General features: G+C 50.3%; 21 protein-coding genes and 1 tRNA gene. 11 read left to right on the top strand and 11 right to left on the bottom strand.

Features of this window, described 5'->3' with window-relative positions:
- The first annotated feature begins 32 nt into the window (after positions 1-32).
- From gcvP to BD_RS03155, 3 genes are read left to right on the top strand one after another with little or no spacing between them, the layout of a single operon-like run.
- Positions 33-2,909, top strand: a complete 2,877-nt coding sequence (gcvP, locus tag BD_RS03165) for an aminomethyl-transferring glycine dehydrogenase (protein WP_011163253.1) — start codon at positions 33-35, stop codon at positions 2,907-2,909.
- Positions 2,909-3,910 (top strand): glycosyltransferase family 9 protein, encoded by a 1,002-nt coding sequence (locus BD_RS03160; protein WP_038451469.1) that lies wholly within the window; start codon positions 2,909-2,911, stop codon positions 3,908-3,910. Before gcvP ends, BD_RS03160 begins: the two co-directional genes overlap by 1 nt.
- A gap of 9 nt (positions 3,911-3,919) precedes the next feature.
- Positions 3,920-4,936, top strand: a complete 1,017-nt coding sequence (locus tag BD_RS03155) for a small ribosomal subunit Rsm22 family protein (protein WP_011163251.1) — start codon at positions 3,920-3,922, stop codon at positions 4,934-4,936.
- On the opposite strand, the gene BD_RS03150 is transcribed toward BD_RS03155, so the two are convergent.
- Positions 4,895-5,677 carry a substrate-binding periplasmic protein gene (locus tag BD_RS03150; protein ID WP_041583454.1) on the bottom strand — a complete coding sequence of 261 codons (783 nt, stop codon included), beginning with the start codon at positions 5,675-5,677 and terminating at the stop codon, positions 4,895-4,897. The genes BD_RS03155 and BD_RS03150 overlap by 42 nt on opposite strands.
- A 154-nt stretch (positions 5,678-5,831) precedes the next feature.
- Here BD_RS03150 and BD_RS03145 point away from each other — a divergent pair, with 154 nt between their 5' ends.
- Positions 5,832-9,035 carry an Ig-like domain-containing protein gene (locus tag BD_RS03145; protein WP_011163249.1) on the top strand — a complete coding sequence of 1,068 codons (3,204 nt, stop codon included), beginning with the start codon at positions 5,832-5,834 and terminating at the stop codon, positions 9,033-9,035.
- Positions 9,036-9,119: 84 nt separating this feature from the next.
- Here the strand turns inward: BD_RS03145 and BD_RS03140 are convergent, their stop codons facing one another.
- Positions 9,120-9,545: a DUF4423 domain-containing protein gene (locus BD_RS03140; RefSeq protein ID WP_226987989.1), complete on the bottom strand. Its 426-nt coding sequence runs from the start codon at positions 9,543-9,545 to the stop codon at positions 9,120-9,122.
- A gap of 154 nt (positions 9,546-9,699) precedes the next feature.
- A complete protein-coding gene (locus tag BD_RS03135) occupies positions 9,700-10,206 on the bottom strand; it encodes an SAM-dependent methyltransferase (protein WP_226987988.1) in 507 nt (168 codons plus the stop codon).
- A gap of 60 nt (positions 10,207-10,266) precedes the next feature.
- On the opposite strand from BD_RS03135, the gene gcvT reads away from it, so the two are divergent.
- From gcvT to BD_RS03120, 3 genes are all read left to right on the top strand, one after another.
- A complete protein-coding gene (gene gcvT / locus BD_RS03130) occupies positions 10,267-11,349 on the top strand; it encodes a glycine cleavage system aminomethyltransferase GcvT (protein ID WP_011163246.1) in 1,083 nt (360 codons plus the stop codon).
- A gap of 10 nt (positions 11,350-11,359) precedes the next feature.
- Positions 11,360-11,749, top strand: coding sequence for a glycine cleavage system protein GcvH (gene gcvH, locus BD_RS03125; RefSeq protein ID WP_011163245.1), 390 nt, complete (start codon positions 11,360-11,362; stop codon positions 11,747-11,749).
- Positions 11,750-11,805: 56 nt separating this feature from the next.
- Positions 11,806-11,888: transfer RNA gene (locus BD_RS03120), tRNA-Leu, on the top strand.
- A gap of 77 nt (positions 11,889-11,965) precedes the next feature.
- On the opposite strand, the gene BD_RS03115 is transcribed toward BD_RS03120, so the two are convergent.
- Both BD_RS03115 and BD_RS03110 read right to left on the bottom strand, forming a co-directional pair.
- Entirely contained in the window at positions 11,966-12,892 is a 927-nt protein-coding gene (locus tag BD_RS03115; protein WP_231839268.1) for a hypothetical protein, read from the bottom strand.
- A 135-nt stretch (positions 12,893-13,027) separates the two neighbouring features.
- Positions 13,028-13,825, bottom strand: a complete 798-nt coding sequence (locus tag BD_RS03110) for a DUF4423 domain-containing protein (RefSeq protein ID WP_011163243.1) — start codon at positions 13,823-13,825, stop codon at positions 13,028-13,030.
- Between the two features lie 157 nt (positions 13,826-13,982).
- On the opposite strand from BD_RS03110, the gene BD_RS03105 reads away from it, so the two are divergent.
- From BD_RS03105 to BD_RS03095, 3 genes are read left to right on the top strand one after another with little or no spacing between them, the layout of a single operon-like run.
- On the top strand, positions 13,983-14,372 hold the full coding sequence (locus tag BD_RS03105) for a hypothetical protein (RefSeq protein ID WP_011163242.1): 390 nt from the start codon (positions 13,983-13,985) through the stop codon (positions 14,370-14,372).
- 50 nt (positions 14,373-14,422) lie between these two features.
- Complete coding sequence (locus BD_RS03100; protein ID WP_011163241.1) at positions 14,423-14,707, top strand: hypothetical protein; 285 nt, start codon at positions 14,423-14,425, stop codon at positions 14,705-14,707.
- A gap of 21 nt (positions 14,708-14,728) precedes the next feature.
- Complete coding sequence (locus BD_RS03095; protein WP_011163240.1) at positions 14,729-15,262, top strand: hypothetical protein; 534 nt, start codon at positions 14,729-14,731, stop codon at positions 15,260-15,262.
- Positions 15,263-15,317: 55 nt separating this feature from the next.
- On the opposite strand, the gene BD_RS18480 is transcribed toward BD_RS03095, so the two are convergent.
- The 4 genes from BD_RS18480 to BD_RS03080 form a co-directional block, all read right to left on the bottom strand.
- Entirely contained in the window at positions 15,318-15,743 is a 426-nt protein-coding gene (locus tag BD_RS18480; protein WP_080558976.1) for an HNH endonuclease signature motif containing protein, read from the bottom strand.
- A gap of 70 nt (positions 15,744-15,813) precedes the next feature.
- Positions 15,814-16,596: a J domain-containing protein gene (locus BD_RS03090; protein WP_011163239.1), complete on the bottom strand. Its 783-nt coding sequence runs from the start codon at positions 16,594-16,596 to the stop codon at positions 15,814-15,816.
- A complete protein-coding gene (locus BD_RS03085; RefSeq protein WP_231839267.1) occupies positions 16,593-18,125 on the bottom strand; it encodes a tolA protein in 1,533 nt (510 codons plus the stop codon). Before BD_RS03085 ends, BD_RS03090 begins: the two co-directional genes overlap by 4 nt.
- 166 nt (positions 18,126-18,291) lie before the next feature.
- Positions 18,292-18,762, bottom strand: coding sequence for a hypothetical protein (locus BD_RS03080; protein WP_157865640.1), 471 nt, complete (start codon positions 18,760-18,762; stop codon positions 18,292-18,294).
- A gap of 298 nt (positions 18,763-19,060) precedes the next feature.
- Here BD_RS03080 and BD_RS03075 point away from each other — a divergent pair, with 298 nt between their 5' ends.
- Complete coding sequence (locus BD_RS03075; protein WP_011163236.1) at positions 19,061-19,894, top strand: porin family protein; 834 nt, start codon at positions 19,061-19,063, stop codon at positions 19,892-19,894.
- A gap of 84 nt (positions 19,895-19,978) precedes the next feature.
- Here the strand turns inward: BD_RS03075 and BD_RS03070 are convergent, their stop codons facing one another.
- Together BD_RS03070 and BD_RS03065 are read right to left on the bottom strand one after the other, a co-directional pair.
- Positions 19,979-21,433, bottom strand: a complete 1,455-nt coding sequence (locus tag BD_RS03070) for a DUF1552 domain-containing protein (protein WP_011163235.1) — start codon at positions 21,431-21,433, stop codon at positions 19,979-19,981.
- Positions 21,434-21,442: 9 nt separating this feature from the next.
- The gene (locus BD_RS03065) at positions 21,443-23,410 is read right to left on the bottom strand and encodes a DUF1588 domain-containing protein (RefSeq protein ID WP_011163234.1); all 1,968 of its coding nucleotides are present in this window, start codon (positions 23,408-23,410) and stop codon (positions 21,443-21,445) included.
- Between the last annotated feature and the right edge of the window lie 24 nt (positions 23,411-23,434).

Here is a 23,434-nt window from a genome sequence, read left to right as displayed (position 1 = left end):
ATGTTAGTCTCGGGGCGTTTATAGAGGTGTGAATGAAAATCGCTGATCTTTCTCCTACGAATGAGTTTATCCCCCGTCACATTGGTCCCACAGATTCAGACATCCACGAGATGCTGAAAACTCTGGGTTTTAATTCCCTGGATCAAATGGCTGACAAAGTGATCCCGGCACAAATCCGCACAACCCACGCTTACGCAGATGTGGGCAACGGCATTTCTGAGCACGGTCTTTTGAATCATCTGAAACAGATGGTTTCCAAAAACAAAGTTTACAAAAACTATATCGGCATGGGTTACCACGACACCATCACTCCGACGGTGATTCAAAGAAACATCTTTGAAAATCCAGTGTGGTACACAGCCTACACTCCTTATCAGCCAGAGATCTCTCAAGGCCGTCTGGAAGCTCTGTTGAACTTCCAAACGATGATCGCTGATCTGAACGGCATGGAAATCGCCAACGCCTCTTTGCTTGATGAAGGCACGGCCGCGGCTGAAGCGATGTTCATGGCGCACTCTCTTTGCAAAAACAAAGCAAACGCCTTTGTCGTATCCCCGGACATGCACCCGCATGTGATCGAGGTTATCGGCACTCGTGCAGAGCCGCTGGGCTTTGAGATGATCGTGATGGATCCGGCGAAATATGATTTCGCAAAACCTGTGTTCGGTGTGTTCTTCCAGTATCCAAACACCAACGGCACGGTTGAAGACTATGCTGCCATCGCAAAAAAATACAAAGACCATGGCGCGCTGGTGACGGCTTCCACGGATCTTCTGGCGATGACATTGCTGACTCCTCCGGGTGAATGGGGTGCAGACATGGTGGTGGGTAATTCCCAGCGCTTTGGTGTGCCACTGGGCTTCGGTGGTCCTCACGCCGGTTTCCTGGCAACGAAAGACGCTTTCAAGCGTTTGATGCCGGGCCGTCTGGTGGGTGTCAGCGTGGATTCTCAAGGCAAGTCCGCTTTGCGTCTGGCTTTGCAAACTCGCGAACAACACATCCGTCGTGAAAAAGCGACTTCCAATATCTGTACGGCTCAGGTGCTTCTGGCGAACATGGCTTCCATGTACGCGGTTTACCACGGCCCTGCAGGCTTGAAGAAAATCGCTCTGCGCGTTCAGCGTCTGACGGCGATCCTTTCTGCGGGTCTTAAAAAATTGAATCTTGAAGTTGGTGCGGGTCACGTGTTTGACACCGTGACAGTGAAAACTGACAAAGCGGCAGAGATCATCGCTCAGGCTGAAAAGATGCAAATGAACTTCCGCAACTACGGTGGTGGCAAGCTGGGTGTTTCCCTGAACGAAGCAACGACTTTGGAAGACGTTGAACAAATCTGGGCTGCCTTCAACCTTGGCAAAGCCGCAGGCTTCACAGCCTTGTCTGTGGATGAGTCTTTGGCCGATGTCACTTTGCCAGCGAATTTGACTCGCTCTACAGCTTACATGACTCATCAGGTGTTTAACTCTCACCACAGCGAAACAGAAATGCTTCGCTACATTCACCATCTGCAAAACAAGGATCTGACGCTGACTCATTCCATGATTCCGCTGGGTTCTTGTACGATGAAACTGAATGCGACAACAGAGCTTGTGCCGGTTTCATGGCCTGAAATCAGCAAGCTGCACCCGTTTGCGCCAACTGCGCAAGCCGTGGGCCTGATTGAAATGATCCATGATCTTGAGAAAAAACTTTGCGACATCACTGGTTTTGCAGCAGTCAGCCTGCAGCCGAACGCGGGTTCTCAAGGTGAATACGCGGGCCTTTTGGTGATCCGCAAGTACCACCAATCCCGCGGTCAGGGTCATCGTAACATCTGCTTGATCCCGTCTTCTGCGCACGGAACCAATCCGGCGTCAGCAGCACTGGTGAACATGCAGGTTGTGGTAGTGGCGTGTGACGATCAGGGTAACGTCGATGTGGCGGATCTGAAAGCCAAAGCCGAACAGCACAAAGACAATCTGGCAGCATTGATGATCACTTACCCTTCCACACACGGCGTGTTCGAGGAAGGTATCGTGGAAATCTGCAAGATCATCCACGACAACGGCGGTCAGGTTTACATGGACGGCGCGAACATGAATGCTTTGGTTGGCATGTGCCGCCCAGGCGTGTTCGGTCCGGACGTTTCCCACATGAATCTGCACAAGACCTTCTCGATCCCTCACGGTGGTGGCGGTCCGGGTGTCGGTCCTATCGGTGTGGGCGCACACTTGGCAGAATTCCTGCCGAAACACTCTTTGGTGCCTGAAGCGGGTCCTGCCAACGGGATCTCTGCAACGACTTCGGCTCCTTGGGGCAGCGCCAGCATCCTGCCAATCTCTTGGGCTTACATCACCATGATGGGCGCTCAAGGTCTGCGCAAAGCCACTTTGGTCAGCATCCTGAGTGCGAACTACATCGCAAAGAAACTGGAAGCTCATTACCCTGTTCTTTACAAAGGTAAAAACGGTCTGGTGGCGCACGAGTGTATCGTGGATGTTCGCGAGATCAAAAAGACCTCTGGCATTGACGTGACTGACGTTGCAAAACGTCTGATGGACTTTGGTTTCCATGCTCCGACCATGAGCTTCCCGGTAGCGGGCACTTTGATGATCGAGCCAACTGAATCTGAATCCAAAAAAGAACTGGATCGTTTCATTGAATCCATGGTGACCATCCGCAAAGAAATCGCTGCGGTTGAAACCGGCAAGATGGACAAAGAAAACAATGCGCTTAAAAACGCTCCTCACACAGCGCAGATGCTGATGAAACCTGAATGGAATCATCCGTACAGCCGTGAAGAGGCCGTGTACCCGGTGGAATGGTTGCGTGGTAACAAGTTCTGGCCGGTTGTTGGCCGTGTCGACAACGCTTACGGTGACAGAAACCTGATTTGCTCCTGCCCTTCGATCGAAGACTATCAGGCGTAATGAAGCGCATCCTTCTTATCCGCTTAGATAAAATCGGTGACCTGATCTGCAGCATGCCTGTAGATCAGGTTTCTTTTTTAGAGGGCTGGGATAAGCACTGGGTGATCGCCAAAGGATTGGGATTCGTCCCTGAAAACGCCGACCCTCAAAGAAAATTTCTGGAACTGAAAAAAGACGACGCCAAGGAATCTCTGCCAAAACTCAGAGCCTTCTTGCGTGAATACCGCCCTGATGTCGCCGTCAGTCTGCAGGCCCCGTGGTGGGTCAGCTATGCACTGTGGGCAGAAGGCGTGCCCGTTCGCGCGGGTGTGCGTTCGCAGTGGCACAGCTTTTTGTTTTTGAATAAAGGCCTGCGCCAGCGCCGCAGTCTCGCGGTTCAACACGAGGCTGATTACAATCTGGATGTCCTGAAGCACGCCCTGAATATCAGCGAAAATGTAAAAACCCCGGTTTTGAAACTGACGGCCCCGGAAAACCCGGCGCTTCTTTCCAAATACCACCTGACCGCCCAAAACTATGTCGTGGTTCACCCCGGTATGGCAGGGTCCGCCCTGAACTGGCCGATTGGCAATTACATCGAACTGATCCGAAAGGTGTCTGAAACCACGCAAGTGGTTCTGACCGGCACCCCGGCTGATGAAAAATGGCTGACGGAGATCAAAGCCACTTTCAAAGACCACAAGAACGTCTTAAGCCTGCAAAGCCTGCTTTCAGCCACCGAGCTTTTCACCGTGCTTAAGAACGCCAAAGCGGTTGTGGTGCCAAGCACAGGAGTCGCTCACATGGCGGCGTCGCTGAGCACTCCGGTTCTGGGTATTTACCCGCACGTGCGCGTGCAAAAACCCCTGCGCTGGGCGGCCCGTGGACCTCAGGTGCATATTTTCGAAGCCCCGCCCCAAAATGCCGACGGCAGTGTCTGCGACGGCACCCACTGTGAAGAATTTCACTGTATGGCAAAAATTAAGGTCGAAGATTTGCTTCAGACCCTGTCCTCCCTTTAGAATATCCCCATGCAAAGAGAATTCACCTGTCCCGCTTCTTTTGAAGAATCCATCAACCGTGCCCTGGCGACTTACAAGTTGTCGTTGAAGGATTCCAAAGCCCTGGCCAAATGTGTGCTGGCTTTGTCGGACTTCTTTATTGCGAAACCGGATAGCCCCACCCCATGGAACGAATCTTGGGCGCAGGTGGCGTATCTTTGTTATTACCTGCCGCTGAATTCCACCCGCCTGACCGGACTGATTGAAGAGGCCGACAAGCGTGGATTCTTCAACGGCCTTTCACATGTAATTGATTTCGGTGCGGGCTTGGCGACGGCTTCAATGACCTTGAATGAAAAACACAAGTTCAGCTATCAGCTGATCGAACGCGCGGCCGAACCACAGAACCTGATTGAAAAACATTTCCCGCAGTTCCCGCCTCAGGAATGGCTGCGCACCTTCAGCGGGGCCCGCCTGAAAGACGGCGCAAAAACCCTGGCGCTGTTTTCTTATTCTTTGACGGAACTGACAGACCTTCCAGACTGGGCCTATCAATGCGAAGCCCTGATGCTGGTCGAACCCTCCACCCAGCAGGATGGTCGAAAGCTTTTACAGCTGCGCCAGAAGCTTCTGGAAAAAGGCTATCACGTGTGGGCCCCGTGCACGCACGAACAGACTTGTCCTCTATTAACCCAGTCTAAAACCGACTGGTGCCATGACCGGGTACATTTCAAAGCACCGTCCTGGTTCACGGCCCTGGAAGCCGAACTGCCAATGAAAAACCGCACGTTGACCATGAGCTATGTGCTGATGAGAAAAACCAAACCCGAAGCCATTAAGGCGGCGCGTGTGGTGGGCGATCGCCTGAAAGAAAAAGGCAAGGACCGTCAGATGATCTGCCGGGGTCCTGAGCGTGAGTTTTTGGCGTGGCTACATAAAACAAAAATCGAACAGGACATCCCGCGTGGAGTTCTGGTCGATATTCCTGATGACATTCAAAAAGTTTCAAATGAATTGCGGGTCGGTCGCGACATCGTGGTTCTGTAAAGACACTTCCACACGCAAATACTTCTTCCACTGACCAGACCTGCGCAGGCGCTGGATTTCACCTTCCAGCCACTTGTGCAGTTCTTTTTGGGACTGCGGTGACACCATGATCTTCCGGTCAAATCGCTCCAGCGATTTATCAGAGATATGAATCTCGTCCTCCAGCCTCAGATCCCGGATCAGATAAATGGCCACCATCCGGCCCATCACCATAAAGTCAATGCGACCTCGCGCCAGCATACGCAGACCATTGTTCAGTGATTGAGTGGATTCAGTTTTGACCGTGCCTCCCTTTTCCAGCTGGTCAAGAGGCTCAATGGCATGTCCCAGCACAATGGAGGTCCGTTTTCCCTGGAGCGACGCCGAGTTCTCGTACTCCAAAGCCCTCTTGCGCGGTGACAGCACCAGATTTTCATCCTCCATCAAAGCGGAGGTCCACAGATATTTTTTCTCATTTTCATCCCCAAACCACTTCGGAGAAACCAAAGGCACCACATAGACCCCACTGCGCAGAAGCATTTTCTGCAACCGAGCCCGCGGTACGACAACAACTTTGAATTGATACTTCCCTTGGGAACGCACCGACAGCAACGATGCCAGATCATAGACAAGACCCTGCTCTTTTTTTTGATCAACCACAAATGGAGGATTGTCATAAGGCGAAATCATCTCAATCACTTGCGCCGCGGAAGTGACGATGGAATAGCAAAGCAGTGCCAATACGATCCAGAGCAGACGCATAGTATTCCCCTTGGTCTGTACTGTCATTCTACCACATCGCATGTTCCGCGAGTGGGCAAAGTTGAGACAAGCCCATTACCCGACTGCCATTCAGCAAAAAACACTTTAATTCCGGCATAAACATTCCGATATAGAGAGCACGAGGAACACACAATTGAATACACGGTACGTTACTGAAACATTCATTGTATTGCTGGCTATGTCTTATTTGGGACTGACCGGTTGTATTAAAGCAAGCGTTCACAATGGAGAGTTAAAGGCCGAGCTGGCCTCTGAAAGTGGCTCATCCTATTACACGAACAAGAACCCGATCGAAGTCCTGATCACTTTCAACCGACCTCCCGATAAATTCTATCCCGAACAATTTGCGCTGCAAAATGCGACAATGGGAGCCATCGAGCAGGTTGATAAAACCACCTACCGGGTGCAGTTGATCCCCTCATCCCAAGGCGCGGTTCAAATGAATCTTCCGAAGGGCACGGCCATTGGCAACCGGGGAGAAGAAAACACAGAGTCTGATGTCTTCAAGGTCCACTATGACAGCATTCTTCCGACCATCGGCGCCGCAACTATCCTGCCTGCCGCCGTCAGTCCCAACCCTCTACCGTCAGTGGGGGGAACGACTGAACCCAAAGCCATCGTGACCTTGTTTAATTCCCTGGCGTGCACCGGAGATAAACTGGCTGATGCCACTGCCGACGCCGTGACTGGAAGCTTCGAATTCCCTCTTGGAAACGCCCTGACCGCAGAAGGCGCTTATGCCTGGAGCGTGCAAGCCCGCGACGCCGCTGGCAACATTCACTGCTATCCGTTCCCGCTGGCTTACACTCTGGATCAGACCCAACCCTCCCTGCCATCCATTGCGACGGCTCACGGTGCCGTTCAGGACAATCCCGTCGGAGTTGATGTCACGTCCTGTGACGATGACAACCAGACACCGGATTCTTTTTATCAGGTGATTTTCGTGCAGGACAGCTCGGCGCCCCCAACACTGGACAACCCGGACTGGATCAGCTGTGCCGCTGGCACCAACAGTGTACCCCTGACTGGGGCTGACGGCGACCACACCCTTGTGATGTGGGCCCGTGATGAAGCCGGAAATATTTCTTCCAGCAATCAGATCACTGTCACACTGGACTCAACAACACCCAGCCTTTCAATTCCGGCCACCGCCAGCTTGAATCGCAACAGTGGCAGCACAGTGATTTTGTCTGACGCCCTGGTGGACTCTGACGAAGAAGGCCTGGGCACTTACTCTTTGCTGGCGGCCGATGCGCCCGCTTGTTCTGATCACGGCAGTGTTTCCATCAACGCCAGCAACGGGGCTGTCACTTTTGCTCCGGCAGCCCACTATTTCAACCGCTATAGCGGTGCAGATCACCATGGGGGACCTTGCAATATCAAAGTGCAGTTCGCCGACCGGGTTCAGCCCGCGGCCCACGCAGTGACTTCTGATGTGGCAGTGACGGTCCACTTTGTGAATGAGCCGGTGCAACTGACAGTGTGGCCCGGAACCAGCGGGACAGCTCTGGAAAAATGCGGTAACAAGTGTTTTGCCAATTCGATCTTTGATTTAAACTTCACGGTGTCTCCGGGAGGAAACGCCACCTATCCAGACCCACAAACGGTGACCTGCTCGGCAATCACGGCGGACGCCTACTATGTGGACATCGCCAGTTGTTCACTTTCAGGAAACACCGGCACCCTGTCTGTGCAGATGGGAAGTGCGCACGGCTCGTCCACTGATGGCACCGCAATCAGCCTGACGGTGAATGATGGCGTCGGCAGTGACTCAGACACGTTCAGTCTGCATGTGGATAACTATGTGATGAGCATGTACCCCGCCCTGGCGGTCAGTCGTCAGTTGTCCTGTATTTTGTGCCATGCGAATATTCAGGCCGATATCGTGACAGACTTTGGAATCGCACAAGCCAACTACAGCAACGCGAACAACATTCTGGGCGTCGCCAATCTGGCCGGATCCCACATGTATCACAACGACAACTCGGCGATTGCTTTTTCAGTGACCGGCTCTATCTATATGCCCGACATCACTGTGACGGATAAAAACTTTATCAAACAGACCACCGGAAATCCGAACTCGGCCCCGGTGAATTTAAGATCCTTCCTGCAAAATAGCTGGAACCAGTATTCTCCGATCACCGACAGCCAGGGCACGATCCTGATGGATGGTGATGGATTCATGCAGGTGGATCCAACTCCCATTGCCAAAGCCCCGCAACTGGTGGCTCCGAATGTTCAAGGGGGATTGCAGTTACGAACCGCCATCAAGATCCGCGCGCCTTCCGATGCTGAAGTTCTGGCCTTGGACAGCTCGCTTTCTGCCGGCACCACAGCTTTTGTGTACAAGGGACCTAATTCCAAACCCGCCTTCAGCGGTCTGCAGATTCATGATTTCGGCTATGGCCAGTTCGTGCGTAACAACGGAACCATTGTTTGCCACGGAAGTATTATCATCAGTGGGACACTTTACCTGAATAATCCAGACATCCAGACAGACGATGTGGGCTGCTCCATCTATGTCGCTGGTAACGTGTTCATTGAAACCAACCGCGGCACCGCCATCCAGTATGTCGGCGGAGCCGCCTCGCCGACTTTGCAGATCACCAGCTCTCGCAACCTGCATATGGGTGTTGGTTTGTATGACATCCGTTTTGTTCGCCGCTCTTTGAATAACTATGAAGATGCTCAGAAAATCGTGAACCCCGCCAATCCCGCCGGCCTTCGCGACGCCGCCGAGGGTGCCCTGACGATCAAGTCCAACAATGATGCCGGCGCCTGGGAATGGATGCGCTGTCCGCTGCGCCCTGAACATGCGTTGTATTTGGAAGGCAAATACATCTCAAACGGAAATTACGGGGCTTGTGACGCTTCCGTGGATCCTTGGAAGTGTGCTTTTGCCAAAGAGCTTTTCAACAACTGGGTGGGGGTCGTTTCCAACTATGATCACGTCCTGGATGAAAGAGTCATCAACCGCAGCGGCACCCTGGTAAATCCGGTGGTGGCCTACGAAACAATGTGCCGCTGGAATGGCGCCTATCAGATGTCTAATTATGCCGGTCACAGCTGGGCTTGGTCAGGTTACTGGGGTGAACAACCTGAACGTGTGGGTGCAGCTTCGGTCAATGCCACCCGCCATTCCACAATCTTCGATCACGTGCGCATCAACGCGCAAAATGTTCACAGTCGCTATTATGGAGAATTCCGCGGCTCGGTGATTTCACCCTGGGCCCTGTTCGCCGTCGGCAATCTGGTGTTCAAATACGACACGCGATTAAACAATGTCGTGCCTTATCCACGCCTGATGGTGCCGAACCCCATCTTCGATGTGCAATAGCCCGCCAGGGGCAGAGCTGGAGCAATAAAAAAACCGAGGGGGCTTCCCTCGGTTTTGGTGTCGAGTTGATTTTTTAGACGCCGCTTATTCAGCTGCGTAGCTGGCTACAGGAATCAAAGAGACAGAAATCTGGTAAGTCTTGCCCTGAACCACGCCATTATCAAGGAACTGAGCCAGTTCACGACGGAAACCTTTGATTTTCTCTTTCGCCTCGTCCAAACGGGCCTCATCCACATTGATAGTGATTGTGGAATGCTCGCGCTCTTCACTAGGCATCTTTTCCAATAGACGCTCCAGTTTGCGCTTCATTTTTTTCTCTCGGCTGATTTCACCAAAACGCTGAAGCTCTTCCGAATTCAGGTTCAAACGCTCCCCGAACATACGAATCGTTCTCATCGTCACGGTACGTTTGCCGTTGAGGATTTTGGACAAGAAAGACGAGTCCACTTCCAGGTGACGGGCGAACGCACGCAAAGAGTAACGGGGATAGTTTTGGCTACGACGAGCCAATTCATCTTCAAGAAATTGTCTAAAATCTGAGTTTTTATTTACATCCTGCATGAGGACACAATTATGTGCAGGTCCTCTGATAATCAATATTTTGTTCACAGTCTTACAGACATTTAATATAGCTATTCGGAGCGCGTCAAAAACTCGCCGAACATTACAGAATTTTATCGAATATCAACAACTTACGGTTTCGACCTCTTTCGTCGATCGCAAGGATTTCGGAATCACTTTTGTACGAAAAATGCGGCAGATTTTGCAGCCACACAAACAGTTTTTCTTCGTCACGCTGTGGACCCAATATCAATCGGTCCGCACTCAGAACACCTTTTTCCGTCAAAGATCTGATAATTTCCAGAATAGAGTGAGCCCCCACTCCGGCGATCACCACGCTGCCTTGGATGGACAGCTCAAGAGCTCCTCCCGGCTGCGGGTGGAAAAACGCCTGACAGGCTGAATCTTCGCGGAAGTACTCATTCTGAAAGCGCTGCTCCAGGCGCTCGATGATGTGCGGGACCTGGTCGACAAAGTGAACCTCGGTGAACAAACCGCTTTCATAGGCGTTTAAACCCATATAGCCGTGGTCGCAACAGAAGTCCCAGACGGGCTTTCCGGGCAGAAGATGATCGTAAATAAGCTGCATGCGGCGCGAGAGTTTGAACATGGAGCCGCAAGATAGAATCCTCATTGACTGAATGTCACGGGGAAAGGATTATGCAACCGCATGAAAAAGACACCTTTAGCAGACACACATGAAAAGCTGGGCGCCCGCATGGTCGACTTTGCCGGTTGGTATATGCCCGTTCAATACATCGGTCTTCGTGAAGAGCACAACAACGTGCGCACGAACGTGGGCCTATTCGACGTCTCCCACATGGGCGAAGTTCGCGTCAAGGGACCTAAAGCCCTGGAGACTCTGGAGTGGCTGACCACCAACGACGTTTCCAAGCTGAACGACGGCGAAGCTCAGTATTCTCTGCTGCCGAATGATCAGGGCGGTCTGGTTGACGATATCATCGTTTACTGCCTGTCTAAAGATTCCGACTATCTGGTGTGTGTGAACGCCTCTAACAAAGACAAAGACTTTGCCTGGATGACCAAACACAACAAGGGTGCCGACATCACCGACGAATCCGACCTTTGGGGTCAGATCGCCATCCAAGGCCCGAAAGCCCTGGAACTGTGTGACCGCGTCTTTGACATCAAAGTCAGCGAAATGAAGTCCTTCACGGTCAAATCCGGCACGTTCAAGGGCCACAAGATCATGATCGCCACCACCGGCTACACCGGCGAAAAAGGCTGTGAAGTCTTTGTCGAGGCGGCGGGCACGGCGGACCTGTGGATGACTTTGCTGGAAAAAGGCAAGGACCTGGGCTGCATGGGCATCGGTTTGGGCGCTCGTGACACCCTAAGAACCGAAATGAAGTACTCCCTGTATGGCCACGAAATCGATGACACGACGAATCCATACGAAGCGGGCCTTGGCTGGGTTATTAAACCGGCTAAAAAGGACTTCATGAACAAAGCCCAAATCGTGGGCAAAAAAGAAGCCGGCCTAACCAGAAATCTTGTGGGATTTAAGATGCTTGAGAAGGGCATCCCCCGTCAGGGATACAGCCTGTTTTCTTTTGACAACAAAGAAATCGGCAAGGTAACTAGTGGTACACACTCACCGACCCTGGACGAGCCTATCGGTATTGCTTTTATCGATGTGGCTTACGCGAAAGAAGGAACTGAATTCCTTCTGGATATCCGCGGCCGTAAAGTGAAAGCCGTGGTTTGCAAAACACCGTTTGTAACGAAATAAGGAGCCAGACATGGGATTTCATATTCCTGAAGATTACTACTACACAAAAGAACACGAATGGGCTCAAGTTGACGAGAACATCGTAACCGTAGGCATCACTGAGTTCGCTCAAGACCAATTGGGTGAAGTGGTTTACGTGGAACTTCCAGAAGAAGGTCAAAAAATCACTCAAGGCCAAACTTTCGGTGTTATTGAGTCCGTTAAAGCCGTGAGCGACCTTTACGCTCCTGTTTCCGGCACTGTAATCGAAGTAAACGCGTCCCTGGGCGACGATCCTTCTGTTTTGAACGACGATCCAGTAAATGAAGGCTGGTTGGTTCGTATCGAAATGGATACTGAAAAAGAGCTCGCAAACCTGATGAGAGCTCCAGATTACAAAAAATTGATCAGCGAGAAGTAATTTTCTTGCATTAGCCTAGGCAACTAGGCTATCAATGTTCTTCGAATTTAAGGTGTGCCCCGCTGGTGAAATTGGCAGACACGCTAGACTTAGGATCTAGTGCGCAAGCGTGGGGGTTCAAGTCCCTCGCGGGGCACCAAATCTTTCCTCTGGAAAGATCCGCAAAGAAAGCTGACTGAATAAGTCGGCTTTTTTTATGTCCAAAATCTGGGCCCACTAGCGTTTGCAATCAATAGTCGACAGCCCATTGGTGGCATTCTTAATAGTCTTTATGGTTACATCGCCCTTTTTAATTCTTAAGTATTCACAACTTACGGTGCCGCAACTTTCGCTGGAAAACACATAGTCCACACCCATTTCCCTGTCGGCTACGGTGACCGTCTTTTCAGCTCCCCAAATTCGTTCACCCAAGGCCTGGAACTCTTCAACATGTTGGCGCGTTAATGGGATGATCCTCGCGCCAGGTTTCGACGAAGTTGAAATAATTAAATTGTTTCCGATTTGCTGCATCTGAAGAACAGACTGAACACATTGTCCGGTATGTGCTTTATATGAATTATCAGCGGTGAAGGTATATCCACGGGCATTGAAGGTTGAATAGTTTTGCAGGAAGGCACCGGATATCTGGTACCGACGATCATCAATGTTAGCAAGCCCCAGATATTCATGCAGAAGGATAGCCATCGCACGGCTCTGCACATCCAGCAGGTCCAGCCCGCATAGCTTATTGGATAAATAAATCTCATTGGTGTTCGGATAGTTAATGGCGTCCTTTGTCTGCCCATCCAGAGTCAGATCTTCACTTAGGTAAAACTTAGCCACGGATATCTTGTGCAGCAAGAAAGCTCTTTGCCCCTCGCTCAACAGCGTGGGCATCTCAGAAAGCAAACTGACAAGCTTCTCTGTGTTCTGGTGAATGGAAAGAGCACAGGAATTTCCACCGCCTCCAGTACGAGGCCCCTGAGTTTTCAAAAAAGTCTGAAAGTCCTTAAGATTTTTACCCAGGGCATTGTCCAGGATCAAAGATCCTTCCGGTCGAGCCACGGGCTTAACTTCAATACGAACGGCTTCAGGCGCCTTGATCTGCGGCAGCTGAGGCAGCTTTAACTTTTCGGCACCAGCATCCAATGCAAAGGCATTCAACGCAAAAAGCGTCACACAGGTGATCAAAATTTTTTCGCAAAATTTCGTGCAGATCATTGAAGTGTCCTTTGCATTCTTTAGTTTTTAAGAAAGCAAAGGACATACCACGGCCATGTCTCAAAATGAGACAGCCGCTTAAACCCGGAAAAGATCGATATTAAAGCAATAAGCGTCTTCGGGCTCTGACGGATCAGCGACTTTGTTAAAATCACTGATAAAGTAGGCGATCTTTTTCTTCAACTTTTCAAAGTCCTCTTCAGAGAAGGACTGAATAGAACTATAGTGAGTCGCTTCCCGGTCATTCTTCTGAACATTGTCCATGGCACGCGCACGCCAGTTCGTATGATGACTGCTGATCCAGACACTGCTGTCTTCCAGATGAATGTTCGATGAGTTCCAACGATATTTATCACCACTTTTTTTGATAAGTTCCATTTTCTCAAGATAGCCGATAATCGTGGCAACACTGGCTTGATTTAGATTCAGCCGCTTTTCAAGGCTCGCTATACTTTGAAACTGCGGCACCGACGTCAGGGTATGGATGGCCGTCGCAAGCCAGGTGGCATAATAGAAGCCGATGTTTGAATCCTGCTCCGTAACGATCACAGAGTCCTTCTGCTGATTCTTAAGCCTGAAAGCCTCGCGGCTCATGTCCTTGGCCTTGGATTCAAGGCGGCGACGAAGCGCCGGAGTGACTGCCTTTTCTTTATCAATCAGCAAATAGAAATAGTCTTGCTCATAGTCAGACATATTCAGATACTCAGCAACTCCGAAGGCCTGATCCAGGCTCAGCTGACCCTTTCCATTCAGGCAGGCAGACAAATAAGACTTTTGGGTATTGGCGGCCTCTGACAACCGGGTCAGAGCACCCCTTTCAGAGTCGCAATAGGCTCTTAAGAACGTCTTATAAGACTTGAAATCAAATATATTCATCAGCCAATACCCACCCGCTAAAGTTTAGACAATTGTACACTATTACTGAACATAACGTTTACTAATTAATAACATCTATATTTTTTTGAGACAAGGCCTCGGGTATCTTGCATTTGAGTTTACGAATAACGAAAAACAAACCTTAAAGGAGTTTTCAGTGAAACAAGCATTCTGTGCACTTATGATCCTGGGTCTGGCTTCTACATCCTTCGCCGCTAAGCCATACTATACCTGCAGCCTGAATTACGCAGGTAACTCAGTACAAGCGGATTCTGAAGTTCTAATTCAATTCAAAAACGGCAAAGTGGCAGTCAAGGGCACTGGCACAACCGGCACATGTTTTGGTGACGTAAAGTTCATGGGCAGCGAAGGTCACTATGCCGCCTATTTCGAACACGATGGCAGAACCAACACGAACTGCACCACCTACAACAATATCCAGTGGCTCTCTACCAGTGAAGGCTATGCCTCCATCAGTCCGAATGCAACCGTCGACCTTGCTGATGTCAGAATCGGCGGCATCTGGGCTAGATACACCTGCAAATAATTGAAATTTAAAAACAAAAATAAACGTTAAAAAAAATTAAAGGAGTTTTTATGAAAAACATGATCTTGGTATCTCTATTCACAGTAATGACCACCTCTTCTGCATTTTCTAACTACAATGATTCTTTGCAAAAAATTAGTGCTGCACTGACTGATGCGAGTGTTGCCTCTGCCCTGAAAGGCGAAGCCGTTCAAAAAGTGGAAATTGGCGGTGATGACAATCTTGATGTTCAAATCACTTCCGGCAGCTGCCAGACAATCGTGGGCCTGACCTATGTCATTTCCAACGACGTGGTTGTTGGCTACAAAGTAGAAAACATCGCCACTTGCCAGTAATCCGGAAGAAAGGAAAATAGCATGCGTAAACTAATACTAATGGGTCTTGTGAATTTAGTTTCTTTGCCCTTATTTGCCAGTTCACCGGTGGATCTGATCTGCAGCTGGGACAATGGAAATGGAGTTTTCCTGTCGATGAATATTCCTCTGGAAGGAGATATTGCATATCTGGATAAAGATAAGTTGTCTGAATATAAAGTCGACTTGTTTGACAAGAACCTTCCTTTCAATGGTGAAAATCACATCAGCGTCGCGAACACCGGCCCTAAGGCTTTACCAAGTTTTCCATTGAACGATCCGAACCTGAAAAAGTACACCCATGGTAATATGCATTTGGATTCTAACAATGAGATGACATTTGGGTATTACAACTTGAATTCCGGAGTTTACTCTTTGGCTTATGGTCCGGTCAGATTGAAAATTGCCGTGCCAAAAAGTGTTGCGATGGATAGCCGTCACGAAAATGAAGTTTCAAGAGTTGGTCGTGCAGTTGCAGTGTTTAGTAACGGCGCTAAATATTTCGCGACCTGTGATCTTTTGTACAATCACGAATAAAGTCTGACTTATTCAAGATCAAAAAGGCCCTGACTTAAAAATCAGTGCCTTTTTCTTATCCTGCTTTTCTATTTACAGACTCACCCAGCAGTATTCCGTTGAATCGGTCTTTGAGTTTGACCAGCTGAGTTTCCTTTTTCGGATATCGGCCATAGTTTGCGCGGATTCGGTCGTACCACCGATGATATCGATCGTGATCGTTTCGCGACATAACACACAAGTTTGAAGGCCTGTTGTCACTGCGACGGCCGTTGATGTGATGGACGACTTCCCACGGCTTCAATCGTCGCCCTAGGATTCTTTCAGCGACCACGCGATGCTCGTACCGAGGTCTTCCATAGGTTGATTTTCTAAGAACATAACCATCTCGGTTTTTTGAAGACAGAAGCCACGATAACGGCAGAAAGATCAATTTGACCGGAAGGCTTGCGACAAACCAGATAAATCGAATGAGGCTAAGGCGTCGTCTTCGAGATCTCATGACGGACTTATCGGCGAAACCAGCTGGACCATTAGCCAGGTCGCGAATGACTCAGAATGGGAATCAGTTTCTACAGCATCATATCCACGAAGGACTTATAGAAACCCGCACCACACTTGGCGGTGTCTTCATAGAACTTCACCGCCTGCTTGGTTCGGTGGTTCATCGGCTGTTCGGATCGCACGGCGGCGTCTTTCGCTGTATCGACTGTCGCAGGCTTCGAAGATTCTGTCCTGCTACTGGAAACCTTTGATTCGGTAGCTGCCTTTGGAGCCTCCTTGGCTGAGAACCTAGTTTCTTGCTTTGGTGGCTCGGCAGTTTTGGCACTGGCTTTCGCCGCAGCGTCGGCTTTCGCTTTCGCAGCCGCCTCTGCCTTGGCGGCAGCTTCGGCTTTTGCTGTGGCTTCGGCCTTGGCTTTGGCTTCAGCTTCGAAATCCGGCCCTGACCACTTTTTTGGTTCCGGTTTTGGATTCACTGATTCTGGTTTTGCTGAAGGCTGCGCCGCCGATGCCGGCTTGGCAGTCGTTTTGGGTGCTGACTTCACCGTGGCGTCGTATCTTTGACGGGCCATCGGGTCCATCAGGGTGTCGCGGGACACGTTCAGCTTTTTCATCACTTCAGTGGCGGCTCGCAGCTTTTGCGGGTCGTTTTGATAGCGATCCGGGTGGTAGGTTTTCATCAAGCGACGATAGGCCGTGCGGATCTCGTCCACAGAAGCGTTTTTACTGACATTCAGAATATCGTAATGGCTGCTTTGCGAATTCATGATGCGACGGACTTCATCCGCTGTTTGGGCGAAGGTTACAATTGGCAAAACCAAGGGCAGCAATACCAACAGAATCAGATTCTTCATTTGCACACCCCAGATTTGGAAGATTCGCGAATGGCATCCGCAGCTTTTTCCGGTTTCTTCTTTAATAGCGCCAGAACTTCCTTGCGCTGATCTTTAGGCAAATCAGACAAATACCCCAGGAACATCCCCATCTCTTCGGAATTCACCTGCTTCTGGCTGGTTTCCAGAACCTTTAAAACATCTTTGTCGGAAGAGATTTCTTTTAAAGACGTCGCCATGGACTTCACCGCGTCCGTTTCGACCTTGGCACCTTCTTTGGCCACTTTCGCGTAAGATCCCAGGCGCGAAGCCTGAGCGGCATTTTTCATAACCTTCAAACCCGCCCCAAATGGGATGATGGAAGCAGCAGAAAAGCCCGCCTCTGCCAGATCAGAATAAGCCTGATCTTTTGCCGCGTCTGCCTTGCTGAAGGATTCTTTGGAAGACCCTTCAGCAAATGCCGAGGCCCTCAGATTTCGGGCCTCGATAAAGGATTCATGGGCTTTTGAAGAGGCATAGACTGTTTCCCCACCCGCAGCGATAGTGCCCGCCAAGGCAGCCCCGGCCGCAACTGTGGTCAAGGTTCCCGCGGCGGCAGTTCCGGAAAGAACCATCGCGCCGACCCCGGCTCCAATACCTGTCGCCAGCAAAACACCGCCAACAACAAGTCCACCCCAGAACATGGCTTTATCCAGGATTTCGTTTTTCTGGGCTTTCTTGTCGTAACCCTGCAGGATCTTACAGATCAGATCTGAAGCCCCCGGATTTTCCATCAGGAACTGCGCACTGGCCGCTGGGTTCGTTACCAGCAGACTTTGCAAAGTCTCGTCAACACTGCCCTTGGCCGCTTCGTTTAAATAGTCCTCGTGATTTTTTAGCTCGGTCTGAACTTCGGCGAAGGCTTTCTTCACATCGTTTTGAACGATCACGTTTTTGTTTCTTCGTTCGCGAATGGCTTTGGTATAAAGCAGGAGTTCAGTTCCGGATTGCGGAGGCTTGACCTTCATTTCACGTTCGCGATCCGTCAGCTCCACCGCGATATCCAGGGCGTCTTGTTTGGCGGCTTCTTTCCAGTAGGCTCGAGTGACATTCAGCTGCTTTTTTGCCGTATTCAGGATCTTATTACGAGCATCTTCTTTGAATGCCTTTTCCATGTCTTTGCCAAAGGCCTGCATCTTCTTTTCTTCTGCCACAACCTCGGCACACACAGCGCCATTTAAGACTTGGGAATCCAAAGCCTTGGCCAAGGCCTCGGAAACACCCTTGGCGGCCGCGTGGGACAGCAGACACTTTTGCAGGTTCTCTTTCAGCTGAATGACTGACAGCAGGCTTTGTCCCTGTTGCAGAATCTTTTTGCCCTCGGATGTCTGTAGCTGGGCGATTTTGGATTTATCAGCGACCAGATCCTGAAATGAAGTGCGGAAAGCACTGACAACCTTGGGGTCTTCCAGGTTTGCTGCTGTCCAGGCAATCTGCTTTGTGTACAGCAATTCCAAATTGGATTCAGCCGTCGCCAGAATCGGCGAACACAGGACAAGCAGAAATAGCATCACAAAAGCAGGGACGTGCATTCCGAACTTATCGGTGATCTGCAGCCGTAAACTGACCGGACTTTTGTGAAGATTGTTGTCTCAGATTGAGACTTCGCCCTCTGAAAATAAAAAACCCACACCTTTTCAGTGTGGGTTCAGTTTTCACTATCTTGTTCAGTTCAGATTAGAACTGGCAAGTCGTGGAAAGATCGTATTTCTTAAAGCCATCCATCACACAACGGAAGGTCTCACGAATGGTCACTTGATTGTCTTTCAGGACAAGAACTTTTTTGTAACCAAGCGCACCACCGAAATCACCGCACGCATCGCCACCCGGACGCTCGGAGCTGGTGCTAACAACAGCTGTGTTGGCATCTTTCAGTTTTGTTTCTTTATCAAGACCTGCACTTGGAGTGAAGTACATACCGGTGTCTTGCAGATAAACTGCTAGGCCCTGGCTGCCATCTTCAAGTTCATATTTTTGCAGCTCAAGACGGCAACGGCCGGTATTTTCGTCATCATAAGAAGACACGATTTTACCTTCACGGCCATCAAGTGCCTTGAGGCGGCTCACAAAGTCATTGCCACCAGCAGAAGCGGAAATGGAAGACAAAAGAAGAGTCGAAGCCAGAATTTTTCCAAACATATTTTTCATAGTGTTTCCTTGTTTTGTGCCCTTTACTCCAAATCCTGTGCCAGCCAAAAACGGCCCCCGGTGCCATCCTATTCGAACTGACAACCGCACCATGAAAAAACTGCCTTCCAATGGCTTAGGCTTCGACAGGAGCCTCACCCCAAGGTTCCCCGCTTAAGCGGAAGTGTCCCATTTGCGAAAATACTCGGTATTTTAGGTAATTTGGCAGCTTCAAAAGAACGTCGATTGTTGACTATTTGGTTAAACAGGCTTGGAATATTTGGACTCAACTGAGTATTAACAGCTTAAGGAGCTACAAATGTTTTCAAAAGTTATCGCAGCCGCCATCGTATTGGCTTCCGTATCTGCAAACGCAGCAGACAATGAATTCTTCTTCCAATCCAAAGCGGGTCAGTCTGACGTGACTGCACGTTTGGGTCTTCTTTCCACAAACACTAAAGACAAAGATGATACCGAAGACTCCAAGTTCTCTGGTCTTATTAACACAGGTGCTTCTTACGAGTACGGTATCAACGATCAGTTCTCTATCGAAGGCGCATTGGCTTTCACTTCCATCGAAAGCGATTCTTCTCCAAAAAGCAAAATCAACGGTCTTCAAGATCCCACAGTCACTTTGAAAGGCAATTCCGCAATGGGAGCTTCCACTCTTCGTTACGGCTTGGGCGTTGAATTGGCTCTACAAAAAGGTAAAATCGATGGTAATGAGGCTTCCCCGGCATCTGGTGGCTTCTCTTTCAATCCGTATGTAGGTATGGACACTGAAGCAGCTGGCGGCGTTATCGGTGGTCGCTTGAACTACACGATCAACATGGAGCGTACTATTGAAGTTGTAGGCATCGGGGATGCAAAAGTAAAAGGCGGGAACGCAATGGGCCTGTCTGCTTTCTACGAAACAAAAGTCACTGACATCACTTTCGGTGGTGCTTTGAACTACGTAAGCTTCGCAGAATCTGAAAACGAAGATGGCAGCACAGCTACTGACTCTTACAACACTTTGGGCCTGTCTGCTTACTCTGTAATGCCAATGGGCACGTTCGCGCTGATCCCTCGTTTGGACTACGACTTCTCTAACAGCGAAGCTGATAAATACAATGTTATCGTTCTGTCTGTAGCAGGTCGTTTCAACTTCTAATTCTTAGTTGTTGATACATTCCAAAAACAAAAAGCCGACTGCAAAGTCGGCTTTTTTATTTTCTGGTTCACACGCTTTTCAAGCCTAGGTCAGAATCTCGCTGATCGGCTGATAGAATCTGCCCTTCAGCACGTGATTGGCCGGGAACTCCCCGTAATACCCAAACCCCTGCCCGTTCGGCGTCGCAAAGGCGTAATCAGAAGGTGGCACCCCCATCAGCTGCAACAGTGTGATCAGGAAACAGTTGTAAGGCAGACCCGCCGACGGCATCGTCACATAACGACCCGACCGCAGGGCCCCGCCCATGTTTCCAATCAGAACCTGCTGGGAATCATAACCGCTATGGCCATTATCCCCGCCCAAATCCTGCATACCACCGGCACACAACATCGCCGTCACCATGTTTTCCAGATAGGTACGGCCCGTGACACCCTCTTCAACATTCAAAGGTGCCAGGAACCGGTCCGCAATAAGATTTGTAAAGTACCTCCACCAAACCTCATAGGCCGTTTTCTGAATGGCATTTCCCGCACTGCCGTGCATGGCATCGTGAACATTGGTGCCCAGGCCGCTCAAGCCCGGAATCCACTGGGGATCTTGTCCCTCAAAGGCCATGACTCCCACTTTAGTAAGGCCGCATTTAAAGGCCACGGCCAATAGATCCAGATAAATTCGGTTGCACAAAGCCGGATCAGAAACACTGCCCGGGTCCGCAGGCTTGGAACACGTCGGTGTTGGCGCCACTTGGCCCAGGGACTTTTGCAAGTCAGAGATGTAACCCATGTGCTGTTCAAGGCGGGCTTTGTCTTCAGCAGAAATTTTACGGCTGTTTTTAAAGCCTGTGTAAGCACCAAAAACACGATTCAAGATATTGGATTTCAGTTCATTGGTGTTATCTGCCGGTGCCGTTGTGCCCGCCGTCAGACTGCCAAAGACTTCGTTATAGAAGTTTCGAATCGTCCAGTCTTCGTAATGTGGAATCACCTGAACTCCACTGCCCACCTTTTGATAAAACAATCCGGCTCCCAGAAGGCCCACCCGGATGGCTTTCCGCACATAGGCCGGTGTTGAATCCGGATAAAGCGTCTTGGAAGATTCCAGCACGGATTCAATAGAAGGGAATCCGCCCTCGGAATTTCGATCCTGCGCTGATGCCACCGGAAAGTTCCCATGGGCTGAACCCCACCGAACCGAAGCATCCAAACCGCGCACGATCGTCAGTTGGTCGCTGTTCTTCAGCGTATCATACAAAGGATTGTTCAAAACCGAGCTGAACGAAGATGTCGACCCCAAACTGCGCAATAAAACCTCTTTAGACCCGCTGGAACCCACCGCGGTGGTCGCAAGACTTCGTGCCGGCCACATGGCATTTAAATTTCCATGATCAAACCAGAACATCATCAGACGCTTTGGGGGTGTCGCGGCCTGGGCGAAAGCTTCCACTGGCATCAGACTTGGCAAAAGCGGCAGAGCCAGAAGAGTTTTCCCGGATCCGACCAAAAACTGACGACGGGTTTTTTTGCAATAGTACATCGACATAACGTCCCCTTAGTATTTCCAGCGTCTGAATTCAGGTGAAAGAACCAAAGCTTTGATGGCACCCACAACAGAACCCTGAGTCGTGTTATCCCCGTACATCGACGCCAAGCTTCGATTCATCTGACAATTGGCGTTTGCATCTGCAGGGATGCGGGCTTCAAACCGCTTCAGATGTTTTGTAAAACACATCAAAGCCCGGTCACTCATACCCAGTTGTTCTGACATTTGACGGGCACCATTTCCTGAAACTGACTTCCCGGTGATTTCAGAAGTTGTGAACGAAGTGTCCACCGGAAGAGATCCGATCGCCTGAGAGTTCTTATAAACTGTTTCCGAAGTTCGATAGCGCCCGAAGCTGTCGAAACTTTCAAAGGCATACCCCAGATTATTGAATCGGGAATGGCATCCCATGCAGGTCGTCCCGGACGCTTCCGTAGAATGCACGGTTCTGTACCTGGTGGTGATAAGGTCTTCGGTCAGGACCGGGAGTGACGTCGGCGCACTGGGTGGCGGCAAGCCAATATCCTGGCAAAGCACGTGTTCAATAATGCTCAAGCCCCGTTTGATCGGTGAAGCCGTGTAGCCCGAGCGTTTCGTCAGCATGGCCGCCCGACTCAAGAAACCGGAACGCTCTTCCGGCAAAGTGGAGGTCACTGCATTGACGTTATAGATCACTCCCATTCGACCGTCGGTCGCATTGGTATAACGGGAGGTCATGATATCCAGAAAGCTGCCCTTGCGATTCAAAACGACTTCGACAAAGTAACTGTCAAGCTCTGCCGTCATGACATCGTCCAGGCCTGCGGTACTGACCCCGCCGATATAGGCAGAATCATACTGAAGGCGATCATAGACATCATACCCGTAAGATTCACGGAACAACCGACGAACCATGTCCTGGGCCCCCGGCAAGGACAACAGTCGATCTGCTTGCTGATCCAGCACTGTTTCATCCAGAATCTGGCCGTTATCCGCCAAAGCCTTCAAAGCGCTGTCCGGGGGCGCTCCGGTTAAGAAGAATGCCATCTTGGTCGCCAGTTCATGGGCCGAAAGACTGAGCACTGTGGAACTTCCCACAACCGCACTGCCGCGATCATAAACCTTGTAAAGAGAATCCGGCATCGTCACCAGTCCTGTGAAGGTGACCTTCAAAAGATCTGACTTGGCCAGACCAGCATCCCAAAAACGGGCCGCAACCTCGTTGGCTTCCGTCACGCTCAAAGGGCGACGAAAGGCCCGACTGCCCAGTTCACGCACAAACTGTTGATGGCAGGATTGCGTGATTGTCGCGGCGTTCAGACACTGACCGGTGTTGGGATAATTCCTTAAACCCGTCGTGGCCCCCGCCACAAGCTCTGAGGCACGGAACGCGGATTCAAACAAGGCATTGGAAATCGGCGCCGTCATCAACAGGGACTGTTCTTTCAGCGTGTCGCGATTTTCGGTGGCGATGTCCGTAGGTATGGCTTCAATCTTTTCCAGCAGTGTGGCATCAGTTTTCAAAGTGGTGGCAAAGTCATCCAGCAGGCCAAACAGAGCACCTCTGTATTCGCGATTCGTCAACCGGACCATCGGGGTTTTCTGCATCTGCCCGGGCGTGCACGCAAACACCTGCCGGTTGTCTTCATTCACCACTGGTGGCGGATTGTAGGCCTCCGGCGACAAAGCCTGCGCAATCAGATCAAGTTCTTTCTGCGTCAAACTGATCATTCTCATTTGCGATTCAGTTTTGATGGCGATGGATATCTGCTCTGCCGTTCGCGAACGTTTCGCCGAGGACTTCACCGAGCCATGACAGTTGGCGCAGTTTTGAGTGTACAGTTTCTGTCCCAGTTGCAGATCTTCAGTGAGGGGAACAGATTCCGAGCGCCCTTGCGGCTCGCCCATATAAAGGGCGCTGCAGTTCTGAAACCCCAGCATCAATGGCAAAGTAACAACAAAGAAGGCACAAAGCCTGGAAGCTGTCTTTTTATCCATAAGATAAGTTTACTTTGTAACCGT

The sequence above is a fragment of the Bdellovibrio bacteriovorus HD100 genome (assembly GCF_000196175.1).
GTDB lineage: Bacteria > Bdellovibrionota > Bdellovibrionia > Bdellovibrionales > Bdellovibrionaceae > Bdellovibrio > Bdellovibrio bacteriovorus.
This window is presented reverse-complemented; position numbering and strand designations above follow the sequence as displayed.